The 19,365-nt window shown below is 48.8% G+C and carries 15 protein-coding genes and 1 pseudogene; 3 read left to right on the top strand and 13 right to left on the bottom strand.

The window, feature by feature from the left end; genetic code table 11:
* Window positions 1–104: 104 nt before the first annotated feature.
* The 3 genes from WMO44_RS05790 to WMO44_RS05780 all read right to left on the bottom strand — a co-directional run bounded on the left by WMO44_RS05790 (window position 105) and on the right by WMO44_RS05780 (window position 4,278).
* A complete protein-coding gene (locus WMO44_RS05790; protein WP_349152035.1) occupies window positions 105–2,024 on the bottom strand; it encodes a glycoside hydrolase family 2 protein in 1,920 nt (639 codons plus the stop codon).
* Window positions 2,025–2,287: 263 nt separating this feature from the next.
* On the bottom strand, window positions 2,288–3,571 hold the full coding sequence (locus WMO44_RS05785; protein WP_349152034.1) for a GHKL domain-containing protein: 1,284 nt from the start codon (window positions 3,569–3,571) through the stop codon (window positions 2,288–2,290).
* Window positions 3,568–4,278, bottom strand: coding sequence for a LytR/AlgR family response regulator transcription factor (locus tag WMO44_RS05780; protein ID WP_349152033.1), 711 nt, complete (start codon window positions 4,276–4,278; stop codon window positions 3,568–3,570). Before WMO44_RS05780 ends, WMO44_RS05785 begins: the two co-directional genes overlap by 4 nt.
* A 618-nt stretch (window positions 4,279–4,896) precedes the next feature.
* On the opposite strand from WMO44_RS05780, the gene WMO44_RS05775 reads away from it, so the two are divergent.
* The gene (locus WMO44_RS05775) at window positions 4,897–5,703 is read left to right on the top strand and encodes an AIM24 family protein (RefSeq protein WP_349152032.1); all 807 of its coding nucleotides are present in this window, start codon (window positions 4,897–4,899) and stop codon (window positions 5,701–5,703) included.
* An 85-nt stretch (window positions 5,704–5,788) separates the two neighbouring features.
* Here WMO44_RS05775 and WMO44_RS05770 read toward each other — a convergent pair whose 3' ends face one another.
* Window positions 5,789–6,076, bottom strand: coding sequence for a putative endonuclease domain-containing protein (locus WMO44_RS05770; RefSeq protein WP_055185439.1), 288 nt, complete (start codon window positions 6,074–6,076; stop codon window positions 5,789–5,791).
* A gap of 17 nt (window positions 6,077–6,093) precedes the next feature.
* The gene (locus WMO44_RS05765) at window positions 6,094–6,243 is read right to left on the bottom strand and encodes a hypothetical protein (protein WP_349152031.1); all 150 of its coding nucleotides are present in this window, start codon (window positions 6,241–6,243) and stop codon (window positions 6,094–6,096) included.
* A gap of 13 nt (window positions 6,244–6,256) precedes the next feature.
* Here WMO44_RS05765 and WMO44_RS05760 point away from each other — a divergent pair.
* Both WMO44_RS05760 and WMO44_RS05755 read left to right on the top strand, forming a co-directional pair.
* Window positions 6,257–7,970 (top strand): annotated as a pseudogene (locus WMO44_RS05760) (DUF3427 domain-containing protein); the annotation flags it as partial.
* Between the two features lie 191 nt (window positions 7,971–8,161).
* The gene (locus tag WMO44_RS05755; RefSeq protein WP_349152030.1) at window positions 8,162–9,835 is read left to right on the top strand and encodes an AAA family ATPase; all 1,674 of its coding nucleotides are present in this window, start codon (window positions 8,162–8,164) and stop codon (window positions 9,833–9,835) included.
* Between the two features lie 340 nt (window positions 9,836–10,175).
* Here WMO44_RS05755 and WMO44_RS05750 read toward each other — a convergent pair whose 3' ends face one another.
* From WMO44_RS05750 to WMO44_RS05715, 8 genes are all read right to left on the bottom strand, one after another.
* Window positions 10,176–11,720, bottom strand: a complete 1,545-nt coding sequence (locus WMO44_RS05750) for a hypothetical protein (protein ID WP_349152029.1) — start codon at window positions 11,718–11,720, stop codon at window positions 10,176–10,178.
* Window positions 11,721–11,983: 263 nt separating this feature from the next.
* Window positions 11,984–12,346, bottom strand: coding sequence for a helix-turn-helix domain-containing protein (locus tag WMO44_RS05745; RefSeq protein WP_348816665.1), 363 nt, complete (start codon window positions 12,344–12,346; stop codon window positions 11,984–11,986).
* Between the two features lie 114 nt (window positions 12,347–12,460).
* Window positions 12,461–13,870, bottom strand: coding sequence for a hypothetical protein (locus tag WMO44_RS05740; protein WP_349152028.1), 1,410 nt, complete (start codon window positions 13,868–13,870; stop codon window positions 12,461–12,463).
* Window positions 13,871–13,879: 9 nt separating this feature from the next.
* Window positions 13,880–15,328, bottom strand: a complete 1,449-nt coding sequence (locus WMO44_RS05735) for a hypothetical protein (protein WP_349152027.1) — start codon at window positions 15,326–15,328, stop codon at window positions 13,880–13,882.
* 29 nt (window positions 15,329–15,357) lie between these two features.
* The gene (locus WMO44_RS05730; protein ID WP_349152026.1) at window positions 15,358–16,287 is read right to left on the bottom strand and encodes a helix-turn-helix transcriptional regulator; all 930 of its coding nucleotides are present in this window, start codon (window positions 16,285–16,287) and stop codon (window positions 15,358–15,360) included.
* A 177-nt stretch (window positions 16,288–16,464) separates the two neighbouring features.
* Complete coding sequence (locus WMO44_RS05725) at window positions 16,465–16,629, bottom strand: hypothetical protein (RefSeq protein ID WP_015537467.1); 165 nt, start codon at window positions 16,627–16,629, stop codon at window positions 16,465–16,467.
* A 296-nt stretch (window positions 16,630–16,925) separates the two neighbouring features.
* Complete coding sequence (locus tag WMO44_RS05720; RefSeq protein ID WP_349152025.1) at window positions 16,926–18,401, bottom strand: potassium channel family protein; 1,476 nt, start codon at window positions 18,399–18,401, stop codon at window positions 16,926–16,928.
* Between the two features lies 1 nt (window position 18,402).
* Window positions 18,403–19,365 (bottom strand): translation initiation factor 2, encoded by a 963-nt coding sequence (locus tag WMO44_RS05715; RefSeq protein WP_349152024.1) that lies wholly within the window; start codon window positions 19,363–19,365, stop codon window positions 18,403–18,405.

Raw genomic sequence — 19,365 nt, 5'->3', positions numbered from 1 at the left:
CCTTTTCTTGTGTGTGTCAGCGATCGCCGCAGGCTTTTTTATGGCCGCTGTGGCGCAGCCATTTTCCAAAGTGCGGCAATTTATTCCAAGGTGTGGACCGGTACTCAGACCCAGTTCGCACTCTTCGACTTGGTTTTTACCAGCTTGTAGCTGGGGTTCGGGGCCGCCACGCTGCGGAAGCAGGCGGTGTCGATGCAGTCGCCTGCAACGGCTTTCAGCTCCACCTTTCCGTGCAGCGGCACGCGGAACTTAAAGATATGCTCCCCGGTCTGCTCTGCCAGCTTTTTGCCGTCCGCATACAGGGTAACGGATTTCTGGTTGGAGTAGACCTTGACCTCGATCTCCTTCTCGGTGCGGTCGGTGAACCGCTTGGAGCAGATATGAACGAAGTTCTCCTCGCTCCACCACGCTTTATAGAGGTAAAAGCTGTCCTTTTTGGTCTTTCGGTCAAAGGTGACCAAACCCTTGTGGTTCATGCCCGGCTCGCCGCCCTGATCCCGGGCGTCTGCTGCAAAGTCGAACATATTCCAGACGTGGGTCGCCCACAGCCACGGGTGGCGGTCAAAGCACTTCAGCATGTACTCGTGGTACTTGGCCTGATACTCCTCGGTGTGGTCGCCCCGGCGGGGGTGGGCACTGTGGAGATTGGGCATACCCTCGGCACCGTACTCGGAAAAGCCCAGCGGACGGTTGGGGTATACCAGATGGAAAAAGCCCATCCACAGGTCATTCAAAAACAGCCCCGGCACATACCAGCCCAGATACAGGTTCCAGCTGACCAGATCGGTGATGTGCGCCACCGGGTTGAAGGGGCCGCACATGGCGTAGCAGGCCAAGGTGGTCAGGCGGGTGGGGTCCATCTTGTGGCACAGCTCGTTGAGCACCCGATGGTTATCCAGCATATCCGCCTTGTCCTTGGTGGAGATGGTGATCTCGTTGGACACACCCCAGCAGACGATGGAGGGGTGGTTGTAGTTCTGGTGGATCAGCTCTTTCATCTGGCTGATGGTATTTTCCCGGCCGTTAGGCAGATGCTCGGAGATATAGGGGATCTCTGCCCAGACCACCATGCCGTACTTGTCGCACAGGTCGTAGAAATACTGGTCGTGCTGGTAGTGTGCCAGACGGACGGTGTTTGCGCCCAGCTCCCGGATCAGCGCCATGTCCTCGTCGTGCATCTCCCGGGTGATGGCATTGCCCAGACCCTTGCGGTCCTGATGGCGGGAAACACCGTGGAGAGGGTAGGGTTTACCGTTGAGGAAAAAGCCTTTTTTTGCATCCACCGAGAAGCTGCGCAGGCCCACCCGGGTGGTCACTTCGTCCACCGGCTTGCCGTCCTGCATCAAACGGACGATACAGGTGTACAGGTAGGGGTCCTTCACGCCGTTCCACAGGTGGGGAGCATCCAGATGGAGGGAAGCCTTTGCGCCTTCACTCCGGGCAACCGAGTTGCCCTCGGCATCCAGCAGTTCCACCACAACCGTGCCCTCGCCTTCCACCAGTGTTTCCACCTGAATGTCGGCGCTGCCCTCTTTCAGATCGGGGGTGATTTTCACGCCGGTGTCGCCAAAGTGACCCAGTGCAATGTGGTTTTTGTTCACCACCAGCAGGCTCACATCCCGGTAGATGCCGCCGTAGAAGGTAAAGTCTGCTTTCTGAGGATAAACGCGGTCGTTGACGCTGTTGTCCACCCGCACCGTGAGCTGGTTTTCTGCCTGCAGCAGCTCCGTGATCTCTGCCCGGAAGGTGGAGTAGCCGCCGTCATGGGTGCAGAGCTGCTGACCGTTCAGCAGCACGGCAGCGCTGGAATTGACGCCCTCAAACTGCAGCCAGACCTGCTGCTGTGCCGGGTCAAAGGCCGGTGCTGCAAAGCTGGTGCGGTAGATGCAGGTGCCCCGCCAGTAATCGTTACCGCCGTCCTGTCCGTCCACGGCGTTCCAAGTATGGGGCAGTGCTACGGCAGCGGTCACGCCGTCCGGGCCGGTGAACTGCCAGTCCTTCATAAGCTTTGCAATACTACGCATCCGATTCCTCCTGTTTTTTTGCTGTGCTCCGGTAATTTTTCCGTACATTTTTCTTTCGTTGTTATTTTATCAAAGCAACCGCATTTCGCAAGATGCCCGCGAAAATCGGTCGTTTTGCGTGCGCATTCGGTTTTCGGCTCCCAAATGTGAACCGACATATTTGTATATTTTTCACAAACAGATGTATCCAACAACCTACAAAAAGAAAGCCGCCGCAGGACTTCCGTTTTCGGAAATTCTGCGGCGGCTGCCGTTTCCTTAACTTATTTTTGCAGCGGAAAGATGATCTTTTCCGCAAAGAATTCGCCCTGCTCTTCCAAAGTCAGCGTGCCTTTATATTTCTGTACGATACGCCGGATCACCTTCAGCTCATACTGTGCAGAACGGTTTGCCTGCTTTTCCGGCGGGCGCAGCGGACTGATGATATTCACCACCACAAAGCCCTGCCGCACACAGACCAGCAGGTCGATGACCCGGCACTCCGGGCGGGCGGTCTGCACTGCGCTTTCCACGGCATGGTCCAGCGCATTGGCAAACAGCGCGTACAGATCCCCTGCCTCGATAAAGCCAAGACAACTGCCGTTTGCCACGGCATTCAGTTGGATCCCCCGGGACTCGCACAGCAGGCTCTTCTCGGTCAGCACCACATCCAGCACCTCGTTGCCGGTGTTGCGGTTCGCATCATAAAGGCGGGCTGCGCGCTCGGCCTCCTCGATGCGTTCCTGCGGCACCGCTTCAGGCGACAGCTTGCGGAGATTGGCGATCTGCACCTTCAGTTCATGGCCGCGCTTATTGATGATCTGCACATTCTGCCGGGCGACCTGATACTGCTGGCGCTGGCGCTCGTACAGCAGGTTCAGGGCATTCATCTCTTTTTCCATGGCAGATTTCTTGAACAGCTCACTTTGAAAATACAGCAGGGTGATAAAATAGAACTGCCCGATCAGAATGGTGGCTATAACGCTCCGCGGAAACTGTTCCGCGCGGAAATTGTCCAGCACCGCTGCCTGCACCATAAACAGGATGCCGATAAAAAATGCGCTGAATAGCTGCCGGGGACCGATATGATACTCTCCTTTATAAGGCAGCTGCCGTGCCAGCAGGATGTACACTGCCGCAAAGAATACCGCCCCGGACAGCAATTGTACCAGAACCGCCCAAGGGGAAGCCATGTTCAGCGGGTGTCCATACCGGGCAAATTGCAGCTCTAGAAAGCACCAGCCCTCGTAGGCGCACTGCGCGATGAGCAAACTCCACACCGCACAGTACATGGCCCCTTTTTTATTGATATCCGTGCACAGGTAGATCATCCCACCCAGCAGCGCAAAAAAGGAAACATAAAGCACCAGCAGCAGAAGTTGCTGCTGCCACAGTGTTGTGGACTGCGCCAGCGGGTCCAGCAGCTGCGCCAGCAAAAGCAGCGGAAACAGCATCCCGCAGGCGCGCGCCCAGAAATGGGAGCGATGCCGCAAGGGCAGACAAAAGACCAGTGCTGCACCCCAGCGCAGCAGCGCCCGGAGCAGGCTGTTCAGCAGGGATGTGGTCACAGCACACCTCCCATGTAGGACGCCACCGCAGTAAGAAAGGCCGTGCGCTGCCGCCGGCTGATCTCCAGCCGGTCGTCTTTCACAAGGGCAAAGTCGCTTTCAATGCCCTTGACGTAGGCCAAGTTAACCAGATAGCACTGGTTGCAGCGGACAAAATGGTACTCTGCAAGCTGCTTTTCAGCGCTTTGCAGGCTGGCGCGCACCGCAAACTCCCCCTTAGAGGTGTGGTAGTACAGCATCCGGCTGTGGGTCTCCAGATAATAGATATCCGCCGTGTCCAGCAGCTGGATGCCGCCGCCCGCCAGCTGCAACACCACCTGCCCGCCTCTGCGCCGCTGTACCCGCTGAATGGCGCGGGAGAGCTTTGTGCAGAACTGATAATAATTCACCGGCTTCAGCACATAATCCAGTGCGTCCACCTCGTACCCTCGGATGGCATACTGCGCCATGTTGGTCACAAAGACCAGCACCACCTCCGCATCCACTGCCCGGATGGCTTCGGCAGCGCCAAAGCCGTCCAGCCTGGGCATCTCCACATCCATAAAAATGATGTCGAACCCCGGCGTATAGTGCTCTGCGATCTCAGAACCGTCTGCAATAAGGCTGATCTCCACCTGTACTCCCTGCTCCTCGGCATATTGCCGGACGAACCGGTTCAGGCATTCCCGTGTTTCATCCTGATCCTCCACGATCGCGATCCTGAACATCCTGCCCCCACCTTCTCTCTGCGTCTGATTGCCGTATCACTCTTTTTATTGAAACACACTTTTCCGTGAAATGCAATGGAAAACCTTGTTTGAAACAAGGCTGTTTTTAGACGCCTGTCTTGCAGGAAGCGGTCAGGCCCGCACAACGAAAGCTTCCTTCTGCAAAGCAAAAAGGCAGGATACCATCGCCGTGATGATGCCCTGCCTTTGATCGTTTACCGCTCCGTTGCGTAAACGCAAACCTCCGTAAACAAAAACGTACCCGAACCCCAGACCCCTGCGTGTGATGCATGATGACTTTTCGATTTTTAGAACGTTGATTCGTTAAATAGGCTCGATTTGCTACAGATCTGCTACAAACGGCAGTTTTTCGACTTGCATCAGTAACCTGTTTTTTTATATTCTCACTGGCCAAACTTTCAACTCCTATACTCTCCCCTCGCCAAAAAAGTCTCAAATGTTTTGTGTGGTTTGATGATAGTATTTTCAGTTGACGTATGATACACTGAATTTTAAGGAGTTATTCAGTTGTACTGTGACTACTTATCTAAGCATTTTTACGGACACCAAATCTTGCATACAAAAATGCGAAATCTGCTTTGAATGGGGTATTTGCTTATGTTTAAAATCAACAATCTGGCAAATCAGACAAGTCACATCGTCACCGAACAGAAGGGTATCTTTTCCATTGTTGAGCACAATGTCGATTTCTCCGTAGCGCCTTGCAATGCAATGGAAGAATACTATATGAGCCAGATGAATGTCAAACGGAAACAGGCCATTGCCAATCTCAACGGAAAAGTTGGGCTTGTTCTCCAAGCGGGCGCAATGCAGTACATTGTTGGCAACGTGCAAGCAACCACCGGGTTGAAGGGTGTTGGTGACTTCTTAGGCAAAATGGTAAAAAGTTCCGTCACAAAAGAAAGCGCAATCAAGCCGGAGTACGTCGGAACGGGTGTGCTCGTGACCGAACCCACCTATAAATATCTTCTGACCGAAAATGTCGGTGACTGGACAGGCGGTCTTGTAATGGAAGACGGCATGTTCCTGGCCTGTGAATCCACTGTCAAGTACGAGATTCAGGCACGCTCCTCGCTTTCTTCTGCAGCACTCGGAAATGAAGGACTCTTCAATCTACGGCTTGCTGGCAATGGTGTATGTGTACTGGAAAGCAATGTTCCCCGTTCGGAAATCGTAGAAATCGACCTTCAAGACGACGTTTTAAAAATTGATGGCAGCTTTGCGATTTGCTGGTCCGGCAGTCTCAGCTTTACGGTTGAACGTTCCGGAAAAACCTTGCTTGGTTCTGCCGCATCCGGTGAGGGTCTGGTAAATGTTTATAAGGGAACTGGCAAAGTATGGCTTGCTCCATTAACGCCTTCTCAATCACTGGTTAGCGCAACGCATGCAAAAAGTGCAAAGTAATTGAACACCTGTTCTTCTTGCTTTCACTGTTTTACTTCTTTACAGCATCATCTTTGCAAAAAGCTCTTGGCCTTTAATATAGAGGTCAAGAGCTTTTTTGCTTGCCGCTGAACTTCTGTTTCAGGAGGTCATCAGCATATTTGTTTTCGGACACCTTGCTGGGGTTGTGGTAGGTCTCGCCGTCAATTTCGATTGCGATTTTGGACTCAGGAGATTCCAACGCAAAGTCGATATAGCGATGCCGTCCATAGATGTCCACGCAGGGGTACTGGACCTGCAAATTTTCGGTCTTTTCTGGGCCAAAAGCCTCACAGAAAAGCTGTACAAACAGCTCCTCTGCACGGCTGTTGACACCGGTTGCTTTTGGCTCCATGATGGTCGCCTGTTATTTTAACCCTTATCACCTTTTAGAGGTTCTGACAATCTATAATAAATCACTTTTATTTTACTCCTGCAACCAACCGAAAGCCATGCAGATACAGTATATTTTCTGAGAACAAAAACTTCTTTTTCAATCAGATGCGGTTTATTCTCGATCATTGAATATTCTTCTCAGAAGCTGCTGGAATATTATCAACCGAAGGTCCTTCTGGGGCTGACTGCTACCCCGGAACGTATGGACGGCAAAAGCGTTCTGGACTATTTCGGCGGGCGCATTGCCGCCGAGATCCGTCTGCCGGAGGCCATCGACCGGAAACTGCTCTGTCCCTTCCAATATTTCGGCGTCACCGACGCCGCAGATCTGAGCAGCCTGAAATGGCGTACCGGCGGCTACGATAAAAACGAGTTATCTAACCTGTACACCCTCAGCGGCATGGTGGCGGAGCGCCGCGCTGACCTTGTGGTGAACTCCATCCTGAAATATGTCACCGATATCGACGAAGTGAAGGGTCTGGGCTTCTGCGTTTCCATCGCCCATGCCCAATTTATGGCGCGCTACTTTAATACCCACGGCATTCCATCTATGGCACTGACCGGCGATTCTCCTGACGAGGAGCGCAACGCTGCAAAGCAGCGGCTGGTTTCCGGGAAACTCCGTTTTCTCTTTGTGGTGGACATTTACAACGAGGGCGTGGATATCCCCGAGGTGAACACGGTGCTGTTCCTGCGTCCTACCGAGTCGCTGACCGTGTTTTTGCAGCAGTTGGGGCGCGGCTTACGTCTGGCAGAAAACAAGGATTGCCTGACCGTTCTGGATTTCATCGGACAGGCCAACAAAAAGTATAATTTCGAGGAGAAATTCGCAGCACTGCTCTCCAACACCACCCGCAGCGTCAGCCGGGAGCTCAAAGAGGGCTTTGTCTCTGCACCCAAAGGCTGCTATATTCAGCTGGAAAAAATTGCCGCAAAGTATGTGCTGGATAATATCAGCGCCTCCTATGGCCGCACCTCCGGGCTTGTGGCGCGGGCGGCTGCCTTCACAGAGGATACTGGTCTGTCCCTGACACTTGGGAACTTCCTCGACTACTATCATCTTGACCCGCGTGCGATTTACAGCAAAAAGGTCTGCTTCAGCAGGCTGTGCGTCCGCGCCGGGGCGGCATCCGATTTTGCAGAGCCTTTGGAAGAGACCATGACCAAAGCCCTTGCACGCTTTGCGGTCATTGATTCCCGCAGGTGGATACGGTTTTTGCTAGAGCTTCTGCCGAAATTGGATAACACCGACTTTGCAGCCCTGCCGCCGATAGAGCAGCGGATGCTGCAAATGTTTTATATGACCCTCTGGGGCAAGACCGCAGAAAGCTGGGAGGATGAGGAAGTTCTCGATAACCTGTATGCTCTCTCAGACAGTCCCGTTTTGCTGGGGGGAGCTGCAGGCACTTTTGCAGTATCAATATGACCGCATTGATTTTATTGACGAACCGGTGGATGTGGGCTTTGACTGCCCGCTGGACCTGCACTGCACCTATACCCGCGACCAGCTGCTGGTAGCACTGGACTTTTTGAAGCCTGCCACTGTCCGCGAGGGCGTGAAGTGGCTGCCGGAAAAGCAGCTGGACGTATTCTTTGTGACCCTGAACAAAGCGGATAAGGATTACTCCCCCACCACCATGTACAAGGACTATTCCATCAACGAAAGCCTGTTCCACTGGCAGAGCCAGAGCACCACCGCCGAAAACTCTGCCACCGGGCAGCGCTACATCCATCACCGGGAAAAAGGAAGCCGGGTGCTGCTGTTCATGCGCGAGTTCAAGGCAGATGCCCGTTTTGGCGGTGCAGGAGCGTATACCTATCTGCGCCCGGTGCAACCAGCCCATCAAGAGGGTCAAGCTGAAGGATGGCTCCATCATGCAGGCGGCAGAGTTTGCAGCCACCCATGAGGGAATGTGCGCAGACTGCTATAAGGCAACCAGATTGAACGTAGCATAATAACAGCTTCAATAATTCTTGGTACTTGTGCGGATTTGCACATTATGTTACATTTACAATAGTGAGTTTTCTTAGAAGGGAGCAGTACATGAGAAAGTTGAAATATCCGATTGGCATCTCGGATTTTGCCGAGATGCGCAACAACGGATACTATTATATCGACAAAACAAATCTGATCGTTGACCTCCTTGATAAAGGGCCGGTTGAAGTAACTCAAATTACTCGCCCTCGCCGCTTCGGAAAATCACTTGGTATGAGCACTCTCGCAAATTTTCTGGACATCACCAAAGACAGCAAGCAGATGTTTGAGGGATTGGCGATTTTCCAAAACACAGAACTTTGCAAAAAATGGATGAACCAGTGTCCTGTGGTATTTTTCTCTTTCAAGGACACGGACGGTCTGACCTTTGAAAGTGCCTATGGAATGCTGTGCATGAAACTGGCATTTGCATTTCAGGATTATCAGTTTCTTCTGGATGACGCTGCTATTTCCGACGATGACAAAGGCATCTTTAAGCGGATTCTGGGATGCACTGCATCCATGGATGAAACCAAAAGCTGCTTTTTGCTGTTGACCCGGATGCTGGAAATCCATTTCAAAAAGTCGGCGGTCGTCATTCTGGATGAGTATGATGTTCCCATTGCAAAAGCCAGCAGCAACGGATATTATTCGCAGATGCTGGACGTGATGCGGGCTATGATGAGCACCACGCTCAAAGACAATATCTCCCTCGACTTTGCTGTTGTTACCGGCTGTCTGAAAATTGCTAAAGAAAGCATTTTTACCGGGACGAACAATTTTGTTTCGGACACGATTCTTTCTCCCCGGTTGAGCGAATCCTTTGGTTTCACACAGACAGATGTAGATCAAATGCTGAAAGATGCTGGTCTTGAATCGCAGTCTGCTGAAATCAAGGCATGGTACGACGGTTATCATTTTGGCGATGCAGACATTTATTGTCCGTGGGACGTAATCAGTTATCTGCGAGATTTCCAGTATGGTGTAGCACAGAAGCCGAAAAGCTATTGGAAAAACACCAGTGATAACGCCATCATCCGTTCTTTCATCGACTATGCAGGCGACAATATCACCACAAAGCTTGAAACTCTGATGGCTGGCGGCTCTATTGTTCAGCATATTGAAGAAAACCTGACCTACGATTATCTGCACTCCTCTGAGGAAAATCTTTGGAGTGTGCTGTATCTGACAGGCTATCTGACCAAGGTGCGGGATAAGGATCTGACGGATTCGCTGCCGGATGGCTGCTCTGCGCTGATGATTCCCAATGCAGAGATTCGGGAAATTTTTGAAACCACTGTAAGCAAATGGTTTGATGACAGTGCAAAGGCATGGAACCGCAGCCCGTTGTTTGATGCAGTCTGGAGCGGAAACAGCGAAGCTTTGACAAAGGAAATGACCAAGCTGCTGCGCATGACCATCAGCTACCATGACTATCGGGAGGATTTTTACCACGCTTTCCTTGCAGGCATCTTTACTGGTGCTGGCTATGTGGTGGAATCCAACAAAGAGCATGGCGAAGGACGCAGCGATGTTATTGTAAAGGATATCCGCAATGGCCGTGTGGCAATTTTTGAAGCCAAGTATGCCAGAACTCTGGATGCTCTGCCGGATGCCTGTGATACTGCCATTCAGCAGATCAATGACCGGATGTATGCAGCGGACTTCCGGGATGACTATGATGACATCCTCTGTTATGGCATCGCATTCTTCAAAAAACGTTGCATGGTAAGAAAAAAATAATTATCTACTGGGGAGTATCTTCGGATGCTCCCTTTCACTTTTTACAGGACAATCCATTTGGATTGTCCTGTTTTTATTTGGAGGCACACAATGAAAGAAGAAAAAATCAAAGTCCTTGCGCTCCTGCCAATGGAACTGCCAAAGGAGATCGAGCTGGACAACACCCTTGAAGCCATGCAGAACTTTGTATGAGCCAATGTCAGTAAACCATATCCTTCGTTTAGGGCAAAAAGAATCCCGTTGGACTCCGCAGCAGGAATCCAGCGGGATTTAATCTTATTAATTTTTAATGCGTTCGTCCGACAAATTTCAAGAAGAACTTTTACGTCTTGCACTTACATCAAAACTGTATTCGGGCACCGTTGTTTGCTGCGATTTTCACTACTTCATCGACATAAGGCTCCGCTTCATCGTCCGTTTCCGCATAAACCGGCCCATTCATATAGACATCATAATAGTCCGAATAACCCGAAACCTTGTCAGTATCACCATCAATATGCGCATAGAAACAAATATAATTCACGAACCGATTCCACGCCCGTGCATAATCTGCCTGACTGGTGCATTCGTATATATCCGTATACATCGCATCCTGCCAAGCAATGGCAAGTTCATTTTTGTCAAGGCTTTGGAATCTTGTACGCTCGGACGCTGGCAGCACATCATTCTCGTAATATTCACGAGCTGCCGTCATAATCTCCTCTGTCAAAGCGGCACTTTCATTGCCTTCCGAATAGACTTCGTTCACCGATGCAGCCACAGGCTCTTCTGTCACGCTCTCCGGATCAGATACAGCACCGGGAACATCGTTTAGAGCATTATCAATCGCATTGCTGCTGGCAATACCATGATCTTTGCAATAGCTATCACCGATCTCAGAAAGTACTTCGTTCTGCTTTAATAAGTTCATCGTTTCGCCGTTCCAGGTCATTCGGTCAATTTCAAAAGAGGAATCATCATTCAACTTGAAATAGATACCAACGATGACTTTTTCTCCCGTTTGTGTGCTGACGCACTCACCGCTGTAGTGGACAAAAGTCACTCCGTCTTGTTCATAGTTTTCCCACTTGCCGTTTGCAAAAAAATCGTCCAGTACTTCATCTACCGTTGCCCCTGCTGGGAAAGTACTCAAGTATCCGTCCGAAATTCCTTTGGATCGGGCATTGTCTGAGTAAAGCGCAGGATATAACATATATACCGCAAACGCAACAAACGCCGCCGTAATCGCCAGCTCAATGACCAGAGGCATCTTGTGTGCGCCGAACAGCTTCCGGACTGCTGCCTTTTCTTCTTCCACCTGCTCCGCAGAAATTTTTTCAGGGTACAGGATGGCGATCACCTGCGACAGCAAAACGCTGCTGAACACCGCATATAAGTATTCTTTTTTGCTGCTTTTGGATGGTTTGGTCAGGATGGTCATTTTCAGGCCGTCGGCTGTGTTTTTCAGCTGATAGGTACCATGCTTTTTGCTGTAAAAGGTCATGGCATCCGCAGTATCCGTAACCTGTTCAACGTCCGGGTTGGCAAATCCGCGCCGGATGCGGTCTACGGCTTCTTCCCAGCTCATTCCTTCCGGCAAAGGCAGCTGGCCTCTGTCATGCTCCGGGCCATAGACTTTTTTATAGACATCATCCCGGAAGCCAAAATAGATCACTGCGGCGATCAGAAGTCCCAAAAGGACCGACACTGCTCCGGCACCGGTTGCAACACCTGTCACCACGCCCACAACGAACCCCAGCAGCAGCCAGATCTTTAAGGAATCCAGCGCGATGCTTCTGCGGGCAGATGCGGTAAACAGCGGATGAAAGCCGCTCAGATTTTTGGATTTTCCTTTGGCTTTTTTAGCTTCTGCACTGCCATCATAGATTTCAAATAGCTCTTTCATGTTTTTTCCTCCCATCTCAATGGATGCGTAACCTTTTCCGTTCGGAATGATTCCAATGAATCATTTTGATGCTTTTATTGTAAAGCGTTGATTGGACACCAATATTGTCCATCCGGCAAACTTCCATTCGGATTTTTCTATATAGCTTTGCATAGAAAAACCGCCCCGGCTTCCTGCTATGGAAACCGAGGCGGTTCGTTTACTTTATGGGTGCTTTTTCAGGCGCTCAACACCTACCAACTAGCGTTCCGTTTTTTGAAGTTTTAGTCATATCTGTATTTAGAGGACTTTCCATACACCTTCCGGAGCGATTTTTTCAGGTTGACCACCGTTTCTTTGATGATCTTTGCCTCATCGGCAGAGCAATCCGCAAGCTGTTCGGTCATCCAGCTGTCGAACACCGGCTTTGCTTTTTTGATTTCGATGCACAGCAGCTCGTCCGCCGAACAGTCCAGTGCGTTGATGATGTCGATCAGCGTTTTCAGGCTGGGCACGGAGTTTCCTGTTTCGATATGGCTGATGTGCGTGACCACCACGCCGACCTCATTGGCCAGCTGCTCCTGCGTCATGCCCTTTGCAAGGCGGCAGGCACGGATGCGTTTTCCGATGTCGGCGTAGTCCACCATAGTACAAGTACCCTCCGTTTTGTGAAGTGATACTTGTATTGTATGTGCAATCGACCGGGATTGTAATAATCCGAAAGTATAGTAGACTTTTAAGTTCAAGTCAGTTTTTGTAATTTAGAGAAACTCTTCCAAACACACAAAGAGAATCATCGCTCCGATCATCATAAGGATACGCTTCCAGACAGGCCGTTCCGGAGCCACTTTCGGACACAGAACGACCGTCCATACCACATAGCATATCGTCTCCCAGATTGGTGCGCCATACGCAATCATTAAAATTGTAGTCAGTCCCATCCACACACAGAAAATCCAGAGTATGATGTTTCGTACCTTGCGTATTATCCCCTGCGACTGTGCAGGGGTACCAGACGCAGGTTTTTTTGCGCTCCTTGTACGTCTCTTTCCCAAAGCATCTTTGACGAGATACAGCGGATCTTTTTCCTCCCCCTCAAGTAATACTTTCTGCGAGCCATAACCACCCTCTGGCTCTGCCGCCTCAACAATGCTAACTTTCTCTTTGAATGCAGGAAGTTGAGCTTTCATATCTTCAAACCCGCTTTCAGCTTCTTCTGTTAGCCCACTGGAGCCGTCATTTTTCAGCATGGGAGTATCGATGGCCGCTTTCATGGCTTTAGCAAGTGCGCCAGTAACAGCCATCAGACGCTTTTCATCCTTCGTAAAGTCTTTGCTTTGCAGTTTCTTATTTTTGTATTTCCGACGTTTAGATTCGCGCCGATCAACCATCTGCTCCATCATGCGGCTACATTCATCGAACATTTCGTTCAGTTGGTTAATTAGGCCATTAAACATTTTTGCCTTTTCGGTGATGCTCTCGCACAGAATGCGCGATGTTTCCATCTTGTCCACAGCCTCTTCTGCCTGCGACATCATTACCTGTGCCTTCTCCAGATTTTCGTCAGCCTTCATACTGGCAGTAAAGCCCGTAAACAACACAACCGGAGCAGCCACAGCCGCTAGCGGCGCAAAGGCAGCACCAACAGCACTGCCAGCAATGCTGGCCGCTGTGCCAACCTCACCGATTGAAAGCATGGTACCTGCTAAAGATGCGCCCTCTGCCAGAACTGGTAGCGATCCACCCGCCGCTAACAGAAGTGCTGCACCTGCGGCGGTATCCACAGCGTCAGTGGAAATTGCACTGGTATAAGCACTGTCCAGTTTCTGGATTTCCATAGCATCATCTGAACTGAACCGGAAATTTTCCAGCTCATCAATGCCATCCGAAAGTTCCATCTGTATTTCTTTAGTTTTTTCAAAGCTACGGATAAACCGCTCCATCGAGTTTTCCAGCACGGTCTGCTTGGTCGTACCCAGATTAACAAGAGCTTCTTGGGTTTCCTCACGGGTATGATCCAGCAGGTCTTTTGCGGCATCATAATAACTCTGCGCCATCTGCCGCGTTTTTTCCGCCTCCTCGTTCTTATCCTGCGCATCCAGATGTCCGCCTACACCAAGTACACCGGCTGCAAGAGCGGCTGCACCGCCCAGTAATGTTAAAAGCGGCATATTTCCTCCTCAGAGCACAAATGGCTCATCACTATCCAAAAAATCTTCAAATTCATCCACCGTTTCGTACTGGACCTTACCGCCCAGTTTTTCTGTAATTTTGTTAGCTGCGTGAATTACGCCATCTGCGTCACCGGTCTCATAGGCAAAGTGCATAGTAGAAAGAGTAGTATCGAAAAATTCGTGGCACTCTGCAAAATACTGATCACGATACTGCCGCAATTGCTCGTTAAACTGTCGAGTCTCTTCCGCCGCCTGCTCCGATTCAGCAATCAGACGCATCCGCTCCTGATGTTCTACTTCGCGGTCTTTCAGGATATGGATCAGTTCCTGATAATAGCCGCTGGTCAATGTAGAGCCTACCATAGCACCAATGGCACCACCCACAATGGGGATTGGAATCGCCGCTTGTCCAATGGCCATAAAATAGCCCATGGTTGCCATGTTCAGACCCTTATCACCCAACTCTATCATGCACTCCTGTGTAGTGATCTCACCGCTGCCCCACTTTGCCAGTGTGTCACCAGTGACCATGACCGCCGTGACCACCTTACCCGGAACATTTGCATCTGCCAAATTGCGGATAAATTTAGAAGACGAGCTAGACATCTGATGACCCAGAACAGTCAAACTGCTGCTCATCACATAACCGTCCACAGCAGCCTTTCCAGACTGCGCAACGGTATCCGCAATGGCTTCCTCTGCCGATTTTTCGCCGTTAAGAAGTGCTGTTACGTTGTTGATGCCAGACATGGTTAGTCCAGTTACACCAGCATACTCCGCGCCTGCCATACCCGCATTGTGACCAGTGCGGACTACATTTTCAATTCTGTCACTGCCAAGCTGCTTACCAATAGACTGCCTTGCGTATTCTTCATCTTCAATGGCGCGCCTCTTTCCTTCCTCCGTCATTTCAACGCCAGTTCTGTTGAGATACTCGTCATTTTCTACAAATTCTCTATTTGTCCTGCTTCGCTTAGCGTTATTGAAACTTCTGGACGTGACACGAAGATTGTCCTCACTGTTAGCAGCGTTTCGGACATTCTCGGTCTTGAGCCATGGATCATTGTGCGTTTGATTAAAAATTTCTTCCAGAGAAAACGCATGGTCAGTTTCTGCAAGGTGTTTTGTCCAATCTGCGCCATACTTAGCCTTGGCTGCTTTCTTGGTCAGCTCCAATTCAGCACCTGTATATGGGTCTATAGGTTTTTGTCCATTTGCAAATGCCTGCATTTTTGCATTTCGCTTAGCTGCACCGCTGTCAAACAAATTTCGATTGCCGGTGTATTGGCTTGGTTTTGCAAATGTCTGTGCAGCCTTCTGCATTTGAATCTGCGTTGCCTGATTGGAAGCCGTGCGTGCTGCAATATCCGCTGCACCATTATCGCTGCCGGTGTGCTCATCTTTTTCGATCAACGCCTCTGTTTGCTGCTTTTTCTTTTTGAATAAGCCAAACATACTAGTTCACTCTTTCTTCATTTTAGTCTCTATAATACTTTTACATAGTCGCCCTGACTACGTATCCACATCTGGATTCCTGTGCCAAATACCTCAGCCTCTATGAGCCAACCCTTTTCCGTCACCTGCAAAACCTTTGCAGTGGGCAGTCGGTCAAGCACCGATTCCAGACTTGGCCCGGTATACTCGAACCGAATGGTCTGCAGCTCGCCGCCGTACATAAACTGGATGCGCTTGCGCATCTCGTCCTCCTGAAAGCGGTCTGTGTACCGCTGGGCAAAGTGCCGGTCGAGCGTCTTATAGTTCTGGATGCGGTCGATGCGGTAAATCGTCGGGGAGTTATCCTGCGGATTCCGGAAGTGCTTGTCCTTGTCGATGCCCTCGATGAACGCTGCCAGATAGAAATAATACTCACTGAACAGGATGCCCACCGGCTCAATGGTGCGCACACGGGTCTCGCCGTCATGGGTGCGGCAGTAGGTAATCTCCATAACATTGTGATTTTCTACTGCCGTGCCGATCTCCCACAGGCTCTCGATGAACTTCCGGCCGTGCTGCGGCTCAACGTAATGGAAGCGCTCATTGCTGATGAGGTCTTTGACCTGATTCAACCGATCCAGCGGGGTGCACACCTGCACCAGCTTGTCCAGAATGGGGAACATTTCCTCCTTGACCATGGAACGGCTTTCCAGCAAAATCTTGCATACCGCCAGAATCTCGCTGCTGGTGAGGAAGCGTGAAAGCGTGTCATCCAGCAAATAGCCGCCCTTTGCGGAGTTGTATAAGATTTCCCGGCGCGGCTCGCTGTCTGCAAAATGATTGCGCAGGGTGTCAAGGTCACGCTGGATGGTTTTCTCACTGACACCGAAGCGATCAGCCGTTTGCTGTTTGTTCAGCACACCGCCCTGTACCAGCACCTGTTGGATATAGAGTATACGGTCCAATCTACTATTACGCACAGTTCATTCTCCTTCTCTGCTCATTGTAACACAGTGCAACAGCAGTCGCAATTCTTTGTGTGATTTTTGTCGTTTTACAGAATTACAAAAAAATTTTTGTCTCTTTTGCACAACTCCAGTATACAAAAAAAGATGGACAGCTTATCTGTCCATCCTCCAAAAAGCCAAGTGCTTTTCTCACAAATTCCATCTGCGGTTCAGCCGGTAGATCACATCCCATACATCATCCTTAAAAGTGTACATTACCTGACGCGGTGATGCACTTCTGCTTGCCATGCAGACAACCAGAAACAGTTCGGCAGCAAATGCCGCGCCCAGCAGAAACATCCATATTTTTTTCATTGTGCACTCTCCTTTGATGGCGTTTATGCCCTTTTGTCTGTCTATTATAACGATTCTGTTGAACAGTTTGCTTGTCCTTCCGTACAAAAAAGGATGTTTCGACTATTTCCGCTTTTCCCTGCAAGTTACAATGCAAAAACCGCCCCGGCTTCCTGTTACGGAAACCGGGGCGGTTCGTTTGTTTTATTGGTGCTTTTTCAAGCACTCACGCAATTACTTGCGGGGGTTCTTGATCGCAGCCTGGGCGGGTGCCAAAATTACAGAGCGTTCATTTTACTCCACCATGACATTAATCATTATCGAATGACCTTTCTCGAAAGAAGCACCAAGAAATAGCTTGTCATTGTCACTCCAGAGAACGCCTCTACCAATGAAACCATCTTCGTTGCAAGTGTAGCAGGAAAAAGATCGCCATAGCCTACTGCAAAAAAAGTAATGGCACTTGCATAAATGCACTCTAGCCATCCACTTACTCCTTGATATTGTAAACATGGTATTACATAATATGCCGTTCCGAATATTAAAATCAGAAGAATTATAGTTAAAAATGTTCGGCACGGTTTGGTTCCATATCCGCTAATCCAATCCAGCAGCCTGCGTAATCCTCTTATATAATATCTTTTTTCTTCTTTCGTTTTCGCTTTTTGATAATGAAGATGACAAATATCTTCATTATCATATTCCCCGAGCTGTCTAAAATTTTCCTTTAGCATCAAGAGTTGTTCATTCTTTTTTTCGGTAATCTTTTCAACTAGTTTAGGGAAGTCTTTAAAATAAATTCTCCCACTATTGATTGCATCCTCAAATGATACTTCTTCTGTATCTTCTAATGCAATCCTTAAAATATTTGTATTTATGCAATCATTAAATAGAAATCTTTTTATGCTTCCACTAAGATTACTTTTACCCAAAATTTCACAACGCAGCAATTCCAAGCAATCAAATCTTGCTTCTCTAATGTCTAATTCTTTTATTGACGCATTAGACAACTTCACTTGAGAAATATTTGATTTCACAAAACACAAATTTTCAAAAGTCTTCGGCAGCGGATCCAAGCAAACCTCTGTTTCTTCTGTTTTGGCACATAAAAAATCCAAACTTAAAGATTGCGTCATTAGCATCGTTAAAATTTTCGATTTGCGGGCTTTTATGTAACGAAATGATACTTCTGGTGTAAAATATCTACTTCCGCCACACTCAATTCCTCCTAATGAAATCTCCGTTTCTATAATATGAGCATCGCTAAATTCAACATTTCCATTTACAAGGGTAATATCGCCTATATCAAGATTTAGATTATAAAATCCTGCATATGAAAAATCCAAATCTTCACTTTGAATCTTTAACTGCATAAGATGAATCAGTTTTGGCTCTTCAGAATAAAAAATCGCTGCCCTAGCTGTTATTTTTTCATATTCTCTATAAGGATTTCCTTCTACTTCATAAGGTGCTTTATCTCCAAGCCACTCAAATTCATCTATATACGTATAATCCAAACATATCTCTTTTTCTTGCCAATAATACTCCTCCAATTTTTTATAATCTGGAATTTCTAGTTGTGCAATCTGTTCTTCCTTGCCACTCTCGCTTAGTTGGTATACCGCAACGCTTTTCCCGGATCCTACGTTCGTTGTATTATGAGGGTAAATTCGCCCATCTTGTTTATTTGTGATTTTTTCATCCCAAATCCAGAATTTTTTCTCAGGATTTGAAACTTCTTTCGTTATAAGTTTCATATTTTGCCTCGCACCTTTTTCATGTGCATCTTCCAATTTACTCCGGTTTCCCTTTCATCATCTGACCCAGAATCGCATTCTTCGTGCTATCACTCAAATAGGCCTTGTTTAGCGTTTTCTTAGTATAATTCAGATATGTCCCAGCCGATTTCTCTATCAAAAGTGCCGTAAAGTAGCGCTCCCAGCTAAAATATTCCTTGCTGTCGATGTAGTCAGACGGTGTCTGCAAAATCTGTGCAACCTCCGTATCTTTCAGGATCCCAGAAGAAAGTACTAACCATTCAAAAGATTCTGGCAAATAGAGTGCCAGATTCTCTCTTGTCAGCACCAACTGCAACACCCTATCCATTTCCGGACCAAAGGCAGCGCCATCTGCAATCACCAGAATCTTTTCATCCTTATGCGCCTTCAAATAGGAAAACACATTTGACTTTCCATTTGCAGTATCACACTGCATTTGATGCTCTGCACAGACCGCGTCAAAAAACTGATAACCCGAATTGCTGTCCTCGGTCAGAATTTTCTCCGGCTTAATATTCTCAGTCGTACTATCCGGGTAAATTCGATAGAACGAATGATAACTCTGTTTCAGTGCCCCATACTTTCCAGAGGTTCGGATACCATACACTTCTTCCACACTGTATGGCAAGGCAGACAACCCCTCTCTGGTCACGATAACGTAATAGTTGTCGGTCTGCTGAATCGCACGTGCAAAATCTTTGGTCTTGACAAACTCGTTTCCTTCGTCGATAAAAACAATGCTGTCCTGAATATTGTCAAGTTGTCCCTTCCAAAGATTCCCTTCTACCACATAGCAGTCTTTATCACAATTTAGCGTGACCGGCCCGCTTTCTCCATCGTTCATATGCGTACGAATCATATCCACGAGGGTCGTTTTACCCGTTGCGCTATCCCCGCGAATGATGGTTAAGTTGCGCCGCAGTTCAAACTCATATTTCAGGTACTTTGTGCCAACGACCACTTTATGAATGCCTTTCAT

The organism is Faecalibacterium tardum (assembly GCF_040096515.1).
Classification (GTDB): domain Bacteria; phylum Bacillota; class Clostridia; order Oscillospirales; family Ruminococcaceae; genus Faecalibacterium; species Faecalibacterium tardum.
The sequence above is the reverse complement of the archived record's forward strand: the minus strand, read 5'-3'. Positions and strand labels throughout refer to the sequence as shown.

What these genes read in the sequence shown, in the direction of transcription:
- WMO44_RS05790 (WP_349152035.1), bottom strand. Translation starts at nt 2,024, where the DNA reads ATGCGTAGTATTGCAAAGCTTATGAAGGACTGGCAGTTCACCGGCCCG.
- WMO44_RS05780 (WP_349152033.1), bottom strand. Translation starts at nt 4,278, where the DNA reads ATGTTCAGGATCGCGATCGTGGAGGATCAGGATGAAACACGGGAATGC.
- WMO44_RS05775 (WP_349152032.1), top strand. Translation starts at nt 4,897, where the DNA reads ATGTTTAAAATCAACAATCTGGCAAATCAGACAAGTCACATCGTCACC.
- WMO44_RS05770 (WP_055185439.1), bottom strand. Translation starts at nt 6,076, where the DNA reads ATGGAGCCAAAAGCAACCGGTGTCAACAGCCGTGCAGAGGAGCTGTTT.
- WMO44_RS05765 (WP_349152031.1), bottom strand. Translation starts at nt 6,243, where the DNA reads ATGATCGAGAATAAACCGCATCTGATTGAAAAAGAAGTTTTTGTTCTC.
- WMO44_RS05755 (WP_349152030.1), top strand. Translation starts at nt 8,162, where the DNA reads ATGAGAAAGTTGAAATATCCGATTGGCATCTCGGATTTTGCCGAGATG.
- WMO44_RS05750 (WP_349152029.1), bottom strand. Translation starts at nt 11,720, where the DNA reads ATGAAAGAGCTATTTGAAATCTATGATGGCAGTGCAGAAGCTAAAAAA.
- WMO44_RS05745 (WP_348816665.1), bottom strand. Translation starts at nt 12,346, where the DNA reads ATGGTGGACTACGCCGACATCGGAAAACGCATCCGTGCCTGCCGCCTT.
- WMO44_RS05740 (WP_349152028.1), bottom strand. Translation starts at nt 13,870, where the DNA reads ATGCCGCTTTTAACATTACTGGGCGGTGCAGCCGCTCTTGCAGCCGGT.
- WMO44_RS05735 (WP_349152027.1), bottom strand. Translation starts at nt 15,328, where the DNA reads ATGTTTGGCTTATTCAAAAAGAAAAAGCAGCAAACAGAGGCGTTGATC.
- WMO44_RS05725 (WP_015537467.1), bottom strand. Translation starts at nt 16,629, where the DNA reads ATGAAAAAAATATGGATGTTTCTGCTGGGCGCGGCATTTGCTGCCGAA.
- WMO44_RS05715 (WP_349152024.1), bottom strand. Translation starts at nt 19,365, where the DNA reads ATGAAAGGCATTCATAAAGTGGTCGTTGGCACAAAGTACCTGAAATAT.